This window comes from Nocardia farcinica (assembly GCF_029867845.1).
In the GTDB taxonomy this organism is placed as follows: domain Bacteria; phylum Actinomycetota; class Actinomycetes; order Mycobacteriales; family Mycobacteriaceae; genus Nocardia; species Nocardia farcinica_A.
In genome coordinates, this window is the sequence record NZ_JARWRU010000129.1 from 1 (window position 1) to 10667 (window position 10667).

General features: G+C 72.3%; 12 protein-coding genes, 2 pseudogenes and 1 riboswitch. Of the genes and pseudogenes, 6 read left to right on the forward strand and 8 right to left on the reverse strand.

Going from position 1 to position 10667, the window contains the following annotated elements:
* Positions 1-680: histidine kinase dimerization/phosphoacceptor domain-containing protein (locus QH283_RS02455; RefSeq protein WP_280501389.1), on the reverse strand; the 680-nt coding region annotated here is incomplete at its 3' end.
* 70 nt (positions 681-750) lie between these two features.
* On the opposite strand from QH283_RS02455, the gene QH283_RS02460 reads away from it, so the two are divergent.
* Together QH283_RS02460 and QH283_RS02465 are read left to right on the forward strand one after the other, a co-directional pair.
* Entirely contained in the window at positions 751-1203 is a 453-nt protein-coding gene (locus tag QH283_RS02460; RefSeq protein ID WP_280501390.1) for an SRPBCC family protein, read from the forward strand.
* A 158-nt stretch (positions 1204-1361) separates the two neighbouring features.
* Positions 1362-1802, forward strand: a complete 441-nt coding sequence (locus tag QH283_RS02465; RefSeq protein WP_280501391.1) for an OsmC family peroxiredoxin — start codon at positions 1362-1364, stop codon at positions 1800-1802.
* Between the two features lie 43 nt (positions 1803-1845).
* On the opposite strand, the gene QH283_RS02470 is transcribed toward QH283_RS02465, so the two are convergent.
* A complete protein-coding gene (locus tag QH283_RS02470; protein ID WP_280501392.1) occupies positions 1846-2625 on the reverse strand; it encodes a helix-turn-helix domain-containing protein in 780 nt (259 codons plus the stop codon).
* Between the two features lie 87 nt (positions 2626-2712).
* Between QH283_RS02470 and QH283_RS02475 the strand changes: the two genes are divergently transcribed.
* A complete protein-coding gene (locus tag QH283_RS02475; RefSeq protein WP_280501393.1) occupies positions 2713-3543 on the forward strand; it encodes a thioesterase family protein in 831 nt (276 codons plus the stop codon).
* Positions 3544-3800: 257 nt separating this feature from the next.
* On the opposite strand, the pseudogene QH283_RS02480 reads toward QH283_RS02475, so the two are convergent.
* The 3 genes and pseudogenes from QH283_RS02480 to QH283_RS02490 form a co-directional block, all read right to left on the reverse strand.
* Positions 3801-4582: pseudogene (locus QH283_RS02480) on the reverse strand (CbtA family protein).
* Entirely contained in the window at positions 4573-4773 is a 201-nt protein-coding gene (locus QH283_RS02485; RefSeq protein WP_280501394.1) for a CbtB domain-containing protein, read from the reverse strand. Before QH283_RS02485 ends, QH283_RS02480 begins: the two are co-directional and overlap by 10 nt.
* 34 nt (positions 4774-4807) lie before the next feature.
* A riboswitch (cobalamin riboswitch) is annotated at positions 4808-4972 on the reverse strand.
* 43 nt (positions 4973-5015) lie between these two features.
* On the reverse strand, positions 5016-5339 hold the full coding sequence (locus QH283_RS02490; RefSeq protein WP_280501395.1) for an antibiotic biosynthesis monooxygenase family protein: 324 nt from the start codon (positions 5337-5339) through the stop codon (positions 5016-5018).
* Positions 5340-5463: 124 nt separating this feature from the next.
* Between QH283_RS02490 and QH283_RS02495 the strand changes: the two genes are divergently transcribed.
* Complete coding sequence (locus QH283_RS02495; RefSeq protein WP_280501396.1) at positions 5464-6270, forward strand: alpha/beta fold hydrolase; 807 nt, start codon at positions 5464-5466, stop codon at positions 6268-6270.
* 7 nt (positions 6271-6277) lie between these two features.
* Here the strand turns inward: QH283_RS02495 and QH283_RS02500 are convergent, their stop codons facing one another.
* Positions 6278-7177, reverse strand: a complete 900-nt coding sequence (locus QH283_RS02500) for an A/G-specific adenine glycosylase (protein ID WP_280501400.1) — start codon at positions 7175-7177, stop codon at positions 6278-6280.
* Positions 7178-7314: 137 nt separating this feature from the next.
* Here QH283_RS02500 and QH283_RS02505 point away from each other — a divergent pair, with 137 nt between their 5' ends.
* A complete protein-coding gene (locus tag QH283_RS02505; RefSeq protein ID WP_280501397.1) occupies positions 7315-7935 on the forward strand; it encodes a carbonic anhydrase in 621 nt (206 codons plus the stop codon).
* 123 nt (positions 7936-8058) lie between these two features.
* Complete coding sequence (locus QH283_RS02510; RefSeq protein ID WP_280501398.1) at positions 8059-8709, forward strand: hypothetical protein; 651 nt, start codon at positions 8059-8061, stop codon at positions 8707-8709.
* A 100-nt stretch (positions 8710-8809) separates the two neighbouring features.
* Here the strand turns inward: QH283_RS02510 and radA are convergent, their stop codons facing one another.
* Complete coding sequence (gene radA, locus QH283_RS02515) at positions 8810-10195, reverse strand: DNA repair protein RadA (RefSeq protein WP_280501399.1); 1386 nt, start codon at positions 10193-10195, stop codon at positions 8810-8812.
* A gap of 140 nt (positions 10196-10335) precedes the next feature.
* Positions 10336-10667: pseudogene (locus tag QH283_RS02520) on the reverse strand (hypothetical protein); the annotation flags it as partial.

Below are 10667 nucleotides of genomic sequence, written 5' to 3' on the forward strand. Positions count from 1 at the left end.
AGCGCCGACCGTGCCTGCATCGGCTTGCGTTCGAACAACTCCAGCGCCACCGAGGACTGCACATTGATCAGCGAAAGACCTTGCGCCAGCACGTCGTGCAGTTCGCGCGCCGACTGCAACCGCTCCTCGCAGGCGAACCGCTCGCGCTGGGCGTGCTCGACCCGCCGTGCGGCGTCGAAGCGCTGCTCACGCAGGTTCGCGATCAGCCTGCGCACCCGCAGCGCCTCGGCCGCGCCGACCACGACGACCAGCCAGCCGAGCACGGCCACCACCGTCCACGCGCCCACCGGCCGCCCGAGCAGCGCGGGCAGCGGCCAGACGAACAGCAGGAAGCAGGCGGGCACGAAAGGGTAGGTCCACCAGCGTGATCCGTCGATCGCCGCGGTGAGGAAGGCGACCACCGGGGCGAGGAAGACCGGCCCCCAGCCGTAGTCGAGAGCCAGATAGATGCCACAGGCCGCCAGCGTCACCACCAGCACCGCCAGCGGCTCCACCTGCCGCAGCACCAGGGCGACCGGCCCGGCGAGCAGCAGCACGCAGCCGAGCACGTCCAGTGAACGCACCCCGGACTGCCCCAGATTCGCCGCGCGACCACCCGCGACCTGGATCATCGCCACGATGAGCGCGATGGCGCAGTCGCGCACGATCGAGTCCCGATTCGCTATGGCTGGCAGTGTCACCCTTGCAGCCTATTCGGCCGAGCCGCCCGGGCTCCGGTCATGCGGCGATTTCGCCGGGTATGGTCCGGGCATGGTCGACCAGTCCACTCGCTTTCCCGATCTGTCCGCCCGCCCGCACGAGCTGTGCGTGGAGCGGGTGATGAACGCACCGGCTTCGCTGGTCTACGCGGCTCTCACCAGGGGGTTCGACATCTGGCTCGCGGCGCCGGACTCGGTGCGGATGCGGGCCGAAGTCGGAGAACCGTTCTATTTCGAGACCGAATACGAGGGCAAGCGCAATCCGCACTACGGCCGATTCCTTCGCCTGGTCCCCGACCGTGAGATCGAGTTCACCTGGGTCACCGCCGCCACCGACGGCACCGAGACCGTGGTGCACGTGGAGTTGCGCAAGCAGCCACGCGGGATCAGAGTGCGCCTGCGGCACAGCGGATTCGCCGGCGAGGCGGTGCGAGACCTGCACCAGCAGGTGTGGCCGAAGATGCTCGAACAGCTCGAGGAGCGCATCTCAGCGGCGGTGGGCTGAGGGGGCCACGGCCGTCGGCTGTTGGGCACCGCCGTGGTCGGCACGGGTACAGCGGCGGTGGGCTGATGGGCGAAGCGGCCCGCCCGGCGCGGCGCGCGGGTACGTTCGAGCGTGCAGGAGTACGACCCCAGCACGATCTTCTTCACGAAAGGACGATGATGCCAACACGTACCGCGCGCACCGCCTGGTCCGGTGGTCTGCAGGACGGTTCCGGTCAGGTCGAGCTGGCCAGTTCCGGGGTCGGCAAGTACGACGTGTCGTTCCCGAAGCGGTCCGCCGACGACGCCGACGGCACCACCAGCCCGGAGGAGCTGATCGCGGCCGCGCACTCGTCCTGCTACGCCATGGCGTTGTCGGCGCAGATCGCCGCCGACGGCGGCACCACCCAGAGCCTGGACGTCACCGCCGATGTCACCCTCGGCCCCGACCCGGCGGGCGGGTTCCGCATCAGCGGCATCAAGCTGACCGTGCGAGGTCGCGTCGAGGACATGGACGAGATCGGTTTCCGGGCCGCCGCCGAGGCCGCCAAGGTGGGCTGCCCGGTGTCCAAGGCCCTGACCGGCGTCGGTGACATCACCCTGGACGCCGCGCTGGCCTGACGCCGCCCGGCCCGGACGCCGCCCCGCCGTCGCACGCGCGGGCTCACCCGACCAGTTCGGTGAGCCGCGCGCGGGTGGCCGCGTCGGCCGGGAAGAACGATTCGACGGCCAGTTCCGCGGTGGTCACATTGCGGGGCGTGCCGAACACGCTGGTGACGCTGAGCAGCGCCAGCTCGTGCCCGTCGTGCCGCAGGAGCATCGGCACGGCGGGCATGTCCGTGTCCGGCCCGGGTTCGTCCGCGTCCTCACACGGGTAGGCGGCCAGCTCGTCGTGCAGGTCCGCCAGCACGGCCGAGCCGGTCGCGGTGATCTGGCGCGCCAGCCGGGCCAGGACGTGCCCGCGCCACTGGCCGAGGTTGGCGATGCGCGGCGCGAGCCCGCCGGGGTGCAGGGTGAGCCGCAGCGCGTTGACCGGCGGCCGCAGCAGCCGAGGGTCGAGACCTTCGAGGAAGACCCGCACCCCGGCGTTGGCGTCGACCATGCGCCAATCGCCGTCAACCGCGAGCGCGGGAAAAGGCTCGTGTGCCACCAGGATTCGCCGCACTACCGCGCGGATCGGGGCCATGTCGGCGGTGTCGAGCTCCGGTGCGCCGTGCATGGGGGCGAAGCCGGCGGCGAGTAGCAGGCGGTCGCGCTCGCGCAGCGGGATGTCCAGGTGCTCGCTGAGCCGGGCGAGCATGGCGCGGCTCGGCGTGGCGCGCCCGGTTTCCACGAAGCTCAGGTGCCGGGTGGAGGTGCCCGCGCGCAGCGCCAGTTCCAGCTGGCTGAGGCGGCGTTCCCGGCGCCAGCGGCGCAGCATCGGCCCGACGGCTTGCGGCGTCATACCCGCCGATCGTAGGAGCGTCCGCGCGGGCGGGCCATGACCTCACAGGTAATCGACTCCGTGCCCGTCGCGGCCCACTATGCCGGTATGCGCGAATCCATCACCGTTCCCCCGGCCTGCACCCCACCTCCGGCCGCCTACCCGGCGGAGGCGGCCACGCGAGCACGGGGCGGCGGCAGGCACGACGTCGAGCTGTCCGATCGCTGGATCTCCCTGGGCGGCAGCGTGAACGGCGGCTACCTGCTCGCCTGCTGCCTGCGGGCACTGGCCGCCGAACTGCCCCACCCGGACGTGCTCGTCGCCTCCGCCTGTTTCCTGCGTCCCGGCGTCCCCGGACCGGCCGTGGTCGACACCGAGGTGGTGCGGGCCGGGCGGCGTACCTCCACCGGGACGGCCACGCTGCGCGGCGGCGGCCGGGAATTGCTGCGGGTTCAGGCCACCTTCGCCGATCACGCCGCGGCAGGCGGGCCGACGCTGGTGCGCAACGGCCCGCCCCGGCTGCCCGATCCCGGCGCCTGCGCCGACCCGCTGGCCGGGCTGGACCTGCCTGGGGTCACCATCGCCGAGCGGGTGGCGGTGCGGATGCCGGAGCCCGCGGGTTTCTGGCGCGGCCGTCCGAGCGGGGTGACCCGCGGCGAGTTCTGGCTGCGGCCGACCGAGGGCGAGGCGCTGGACTCGATCGCCGCCGCGCTGCTGGTCGACGCGGCCGCGCCGGTGGTGCTCGACGCCGGGGTTGCCGGGTCGTCGACGCTCGAACTGACCGTGCACGTGCGCCGCCGTCCCGCGCCCGGCTGGCTGGCCTGCCGGGCACGCACCGACTACCTGATCGACGGCTTCCACGAGGAGGACTTCGAGATCTGGGACAGCACGGGGGCGCTGGTGGCCCAGGCGCGCCAGTTGGCCGTGGTCCCTGCCTAGCCGAGGCAGCGATCGGCCGGCCCGGCCGCGCCGACGATGCTCGCTTCGCCCGGCGTCGCGGCCACAGCCGTGCACCGCCGGTTCGCCCGGCCGGAAACGAATCCGGGCGGCGCGGACCGGCATCCGCACCGCCCGGAAGGCGTGTCGTATTCGATTGTCCGATCGGATCGTCGGTCGAGCGAGCGGTGATCACGCGAAGGACCGGTCACACGGAAAGGGCGGTGGTCCCTCGCCCCCTCATCGGTGTGGTCGGCGGATCACACCGTGGTGACCGGCTCGCGTTCGGGCGTGCGGGCGGAGAACTCGGTCAGCGCCGCGTATCCCAGCGCCAGCGCCGCCCACAGCGTGGTGGTCACCGCCAGCGAGGACACCCGGAACTGCCACAGCAGGCTCGGCGGGAAGTCCGGGGACACCTCGTCGACGCCGGGCAACAGCACGTAGCCCACCGTGGTCACGGCCAGGAAGGCCGCCACGCCCCGATCAACCGGACCGTCGACAGCTGCCCGGCCAGCGCCTTGTAGGCGTACAGGCCGGCGCCGACGGCGGCGACACCGAGCAGCACCACCGCCACCCACAGCAGGGTGCGGTCGTCGATGGTGTCGGGATCGCCCACCGCGGGTGGATTCGCCGGGTACTTGAAGAACGGCACCGCGGCGACCGCGGTCCAGCCGCAGACGCCGGTGAGCAGCGCGAGCGTGGGACCGGACAGCGCGGTGCAGCGGCGCGCGTAGTGCGCCACCGTGCCGAAGATGGCGCCGAGCGCCAGCCCGTAGAGGCCGAGGGCCAGGAACTGGCCGAACTTCTGACCGGTGCGGCTCACCTCGGCGTCGTCGCCGTGGGAGTGCCCGGCCTGCTCGCCGTGGGAGTGACCCGCCTCGGCGCCGAGGGAATCCTCGGCCATCGCCTCTTCCAGCGCGATGGCGGCATCGACGTGCGGTTCCCCGACGAAGTGGCCGACCGTGGCGGCCAGCAGGCCGGCGATCACGCCGGCCAGCAGGCCACGCAGCAACAGGGTTCGCAGTGATCCGGTCAGTGGCACGGCACACCCAGCAGATGCCGTCCGTCGTGCATCAGCTCGTGCAGGAACATCCCGCTGCGCGAGATCGCGCCCTGGTCGAAGCCGACCAGGTAGAGGGTGAGCAGTGCGAGAAGAACGACACCGACCGTGACGAGCACGGTCGCGACCGAATCGGCCGCTCGGGTGGTGGCGGGGGAGTGCGCAATGGCCATCGGGTCCTCCTTGGGATTCAGCGTCCCGTCAGGGGGTGGTGCGATGGTGCCGGTGTCTGGCTCCCGCCGCCCCGAGCCGCACCGCCGGTGGCGGAGACGGGCTCGACACGTCGAATACAGTGGCGCGACCGCTCCGGGTTCCCACCGGATTACCGCTCACCAACGCTTGGTCGTCTGAACTGTGACACCCGAGGTCGTACACCGTCAAGACGGTGCTGCGCGACCCGCCGGGGCAGCGGGTCCTATTCGCTCGCGGCGCCCTTGGCCTGCACGTCGAGCACGACCTCGAACTCGAGCAGCGAGGCGCCCGTGGACACCGGCTTCTTGTCGCCGCTGCCCGCGTGCGCGGCGCGCGCCGGACCGTCCCGCCATGCGGCGAAGGACTCCTCGGAATCCCACTGCGTGACAACGAAATAACGATTATCGCCCGCCACCGGGCGCAGCAGCTGGAATCCGAGGAAGCCGGGGGAGTTCTCCACCGCGTGCGCGCGTGCGCCGAACCGCTTCTCCAGCTCCGGGCCCGCGCCCTCGGGAACCTCGATCGCATTGATCTTCACAACAGCCATGTCCTCGACAATACGGCCGGGGCAGAATCGAGTCGACGGTGACAGGGCCGGGTGCGCAGCCGGGCCCGTGCCGACCGGGAGGGCCCGCGACGGCGCGGGCCGAGTCGTGGGAGATGGTGTGCGGGTGAGCGAGCAGCTGGGGGCCGGGGGGGCGGACGGCGCACGGGCGGGCGGTTCGCGCCACCTGCACGACGAAGGCGGCGCCGGCGTGCCGATCCTGCTGCTGCACGGCCTGATGGGCAGCGCCCGCACCTGGTCGGATCAGCTGGACTGGCTGCGCGCGCACGGCCACGTGTACACCTTCGACGCCGCCGGGCACGGCAGGCCCGCCCCCGCCGAGCTGACCACCGAATCCTTTGTCGACGACCTCGCCGCGGCCACCGCCGCCGTCACCGAGCCCATGGTGGTGATCGGCCACTCCATGGGCGGCCTGCACGGCTGGGTCTTCGCCGCCCGCCACCCGGAACGGGTGCGCGCGCTGGTGGTGGAGGACATCGGCCCCGACTTCACCGGCCGCACCGCCGCGAACTGGGCCGCCATGATCGAGGCCTGGCCGCAGCCGTTCCCCGGCGAGCAGGCCGTGCTCGACTACTTCGGACCGGTGGCGGGCCGCTACTTCCTCCGCTCGTTCCATCACGACGCCGACGGCTACCGCCTGCACGGCTCGGTGGCCACCTTCCGCGACATCTCCGAGGAATGGGGCGGCCGCCATTTCTGGGACGAATGGAAGGCCGTGCGGGCCCCCGCCCTGCTGATCGAGGGCGAGCACACCATCACCGTGCCCGGCCAGATGCGGGAGATGGCCGCGATCAACCCCAACGCCCGTCACGTCCTGATCGACGACGCCGGGCATCTCGTACACGACGAACAGCCGCGGCGTTATCGCGACGAGGTCGAACGCTTCCTGCGTGAGGTGCTCGCCGACAGCTGAACCCGGCTCAGGCCTCGCCCTCGCCCGCCAGCGCGAACAGCCCCTCGGCCGTCTGCTCGATCAGCCCGTCCACCAGCAGCGAATCCAGCGCCCGGTCCCGCTGGCCCGGATCGCGGGTCCACGCCATGTCCAGCCGCACCCGTTCCACCGGCCCCGACGCCGCGCGCAGCACATCGAGCAGCCTGCCCCTGGCCTGCCGGTCGGTGCCCTCGTACTTCTGCGTCCTGCGCACCGCCGTCGAGGCAGGTCGGCCGGCCGCCACCCAGGCGCACCGCGGCAGCGGGCACCGCTCGCAGCCGGGTGTGCGGGCCGTGCACACGGTCGCGCCCAGCTCCATGAGGGCGGCGGAGAACACCGCGGCGGGACGCTCGGCGAGCGGCAGCAGCGCCTCGGTCTCGGCCAGATCCCGCGCCGACGGATTGCCCGCCTCGGCCCGGCCGTGCACCGCGCGCGCCACCACCCGCCGGACGTTGGTGTCCACCACCGGCACCCGCTGCCCGTAGGCGAAACAGGCCACCGCGCGGGCGGTGTAGGCGCCGATGCCGGGCAGGCCGAGCAGCACGTCCACATCGGCGGGCACCTCGTCGCCGTGCTCGGCGGCCAGCACCCGCGCGCACTCGTGCAGGCGCAGCGCCCGGCGCGGATAGCCCAGCTTGCCCCAGGCGCGCAGCACCTCGGCCTGCGAACTGGCCGCCATCGCCGAGGGAACCGGCCAGCGAAGCACCCACTCCCGCCAGATCGGTTCCACCCTGGCCACCGGGGTCTGCTGGAGCATGATCTCGCTCATCAGGATCTGCCAGGCGGTCACGCCGGGCCGACGCCACGGCAGGTCGCGCGCGGTGCGGCCGTACCACGCGAGCAGGACCTCCGCGGGGATCGCCGTCTCGGCTGTCTCGCTGCCCGCCATGCCAACGCCCACGATGTCCCTACCCACGCTCCAGCCTTCGTCCTCACCGCTTTCCGCGCCGCTCTGCAAGCCCGGTTTTGCGCACCCGTAACTCAGGTGACTCGCTGGTAGGGCGCCTGCCGTGCAGAATGAGAGTCATGCCCACGAACCCGATAAGCGCTTGGAAGTCCCTCCGCGAGGGCAACGAGCGATTCGTCAGCGGCAATGTGCTGCATCCTAGCCAGGGCATCGCTGACCGTGCCAGGCTGGCCTCCGGCCAGCATCCCAAAGCCATCCTGTTCGGCTGCGGCGACTCCCGGGTTGCGGGCGAGCTGATCTTCGACCAGGGTCTGGGCGACATGTTCGTCGTCCGCACCGCGGGCCACGTCATCGACAGCTCCGTGCTCGGCTCCATCGAATACGGCGTCCACGTGCTGAACGTGCCGTTGATCGTGGTGCTCGGCCACGACAGCTGCGGCGCGGTCAAGGCCACCGTGGAAGCTCTCGACGGCGGCGAGGTGCCCGGCGGCTTCATCCGCAGCGTCGTCGAGCGCGTCACCCCCTCGATCCTGGCCGCGCGCCGGGAGGGGCTCGGCAGCGTCGACGAGCTGGAGGCCAGGCACGTGGTGGAGACCTCGCGCCTGCTCATGCAGCGCTCGATGATCATCTCCAACAAGGTCGCGTGCGGCGAGCTCGCCATCGCCTCGGTCACCTACAAGCTGGCCGAGGGCAAGGTGAAGTTGCAGCGTGTCGTCGGCAATATCGGGGAAACGGCCTGAACCGGACACATACGGCATAACAGCAGCTCATCGATACCCGTTCCGTCGCACGGCGGAGCGGGGCAGCGCCGACACGCCGAGGTCATGAGACCGCGTGCGGCTCGCTGGCCGTAAGTTTGAATCGTGCTGGAACCGACTGGACCGCTGCCTCCGGAGATCTACTGGCGTCGTCGTGTTTTCGCCGTCGGAGTTCTCGTCGTGGTGCTCGCGCTACTGATCTGGGTCGTGCTCATGGTGGCGCGCGGCGGAGATTCCGTCGGCGACCCGCAGGCGGCCACCACCACGACCGCCGCGCCCGCGGGCGACGGCAAGGTGGAGCCGTCGGGGAGCGCTGTGCGCAGCTCCCCCGCGGCGCCGTCGGGAGAGGCCGCGATGGCGAGCAACCAGTGCCCGGACCAGTCGCTGGCCATCAAGGTGACCGTCGCCCAGCCCACCTACCGGGCCGGTGAGAAGCCGGTCTTCGGCATCGTCATCACCAACATCTCCGCCGAGCCGTGCGCCCGGGACTTCGGTTCCGCCGCCCAGCAGATCTCGGTGCAGACCCTCGACGGCGCCCGCAGATTGTGGACAAGCACCGACTGCTCTCCTGAGGGCAAGCCGGACGTGCGCACCCTCGACGGCGGCGAGCAGGCCGCCTTCCAGGTCACCTGGTCGGGCTCCACCTCGCAGCCGGAGTGCGCGGGCGAGCGGGTGCCGGTCCCGCCGGGCGCCTACAGCGTCGTCGCCCAGCTGGGATCGGTGCGCAGCGCCGCGGAGCCGTTCAACATCGCCTGAGGGCCGTTCGACATCGCCTGAGGGCTGTTCGACACCGGCTCAGGGTCGTCCGACACCGGCTCAGGGTCGTCCGACACCGCCTGAGGGCCGTCGGATCGGTTCACCCCTCGGAGCGGCGGCCGCGCAGACCGGCCAGGCGCAGCGCCGAGCGCACGTCGCCGACCTCCTGGATGCGAATCCCCTTGACCTTCACCTGTTCCGAGCCCGGCGGCACCAGCGCGGTGGTGAATCCGAGCCGCTGCGCCTCGGCCAGCCTGCGGGCCACCCCGGTCACCTTGCGCACCTCGCCCGCCAGGCCGACCTCGCCGAGGATCACCCAGCCCGCCGGCAGCGCGGTGTCGGATTCGGCGCTGGCGATGGCCAGCGCGATGGCCAGATCGGCGGCGGGCTCGACCAGGCGCATGCCGCCCACCGTGGCGGCGTACACGTCGTGCTTGCCGAGGAACACCCGGCCGCGGCTCTGCAACACCGCGAGCACCATCGCGACCCGGTTGTAGTCCAGTCCGCTGACCGCCCGGCGCGGCGCGGGGATCTCGGTCTTGACCGTCAGCCCCTGCACCTCGCCGACCAGCGGCCGCTTGCCGTCCATGGCGACGGTCACGGCGGTCCCGGACACCGGGTCGGTGCGGTGGTGCAGGAACAGCCCGGACGGGTCGTCGACGCAGACGATGCCGTCCTCGTGCAGCTCGAAGCAGCCCACCTCGTCGGCGCTGCCGAAGCGGTTCTTGATACCGCGCACCATGCGCAGCGTGGAGTTCTTGTCGCCCTCGAACTGGAGCACCACGTCGACCAGGTGCTCGAGGGTGCGCGGGCCCGCCACGTTGCCGTCCTTGGTGACGTGGCCGACCAGCAGCACCGCGATCCCGCTCGACTTGGCCAGCGAGGTCAGCGCCGAGGTCACCTCGCGCACCTGGGTGACGCCGCCGATCACGCCGTCGGCCTCGGGCGCGAGCATGGTCTGCACCGAGTCGACCACGAGCAGGCTCGGGCGCACCTGCTCGACGTGGCCGAGCACCACCGACAGATCCGATTCCGCCGCCAGGTACACCCGCTCGTGCACCGCGCCGGTGCGGTCGGCCCGCAGCCGGACCTGGCCCGCGGACTCCTCGGCGGTCACGTAGAGGGCCTTCTCGCCCTCCCGGCGCGCCCACCGGTGCGCGACCTCGAGCAGCAGGGTCGACTTGCCGACCCCCGGCTCACCGGACAGCAGCACCACCGAGCCGGGCACCACGCCGCCGCCGAGTACCCGGTCCAGCTCCGACACCCCGGTCGGGCGCGCCCGGGTGACCTGGGAGTCGATGGCCGACAGCGGTGCGGCCGCGGTGCTGGGCAGCATGGCCCGCCTGCCCGGTGCGCCCGCCACCGTGGCCACCGGCGCCGCCTCCTCGACCGTGCCCCAGGCGCCGCAGTCCGGGCACTTGCCCACCCACTTGGCCACCTCGTGCCCGCAGGCAGCGCACCGGAAGATCGCCTTGGTCTTTGCCACACGGGCACCTTACGCAGCGGGGCCGACAGCGAAGGGGCGGGCAGCGAAGGGGCGGGCAGCCCGGACCGGCGGCGGAGACGAGAAAGGCTGCCGCACCGGGTGCGACAGCCTTCGCGTGTGTCTCGGGGAGCGCAGCGGCCTCAGTGGCCGCCGCCCGCGCCCTCCGGTGCCGGGCCGGACAGCTCGGAGACCTGCCGCTCGGTGGTGTGGCCCGCGTCGACCGGGACCTGCACCTGCACGGTGCCGTTCTCCTTGAAGTTGAACGAGACGGTGTAGGTCAGGCCGGGCTTGATGTCCTGGGTCAGGCCGGTGATCTCGATCCTGGCGGGCGCGGCGGCGTCCGGGCCCTCGGAGCCCTGCGAGGCCCGGGTGTGCGGGGCGTAGTGGGCCGGCGAACCCGGGTGGGCCGCCGCCGGGGGGGATGCCCCGGGGGGCGGGGGGGGGGTCTGGATCGGGGCGGCAAAAAAGGGGG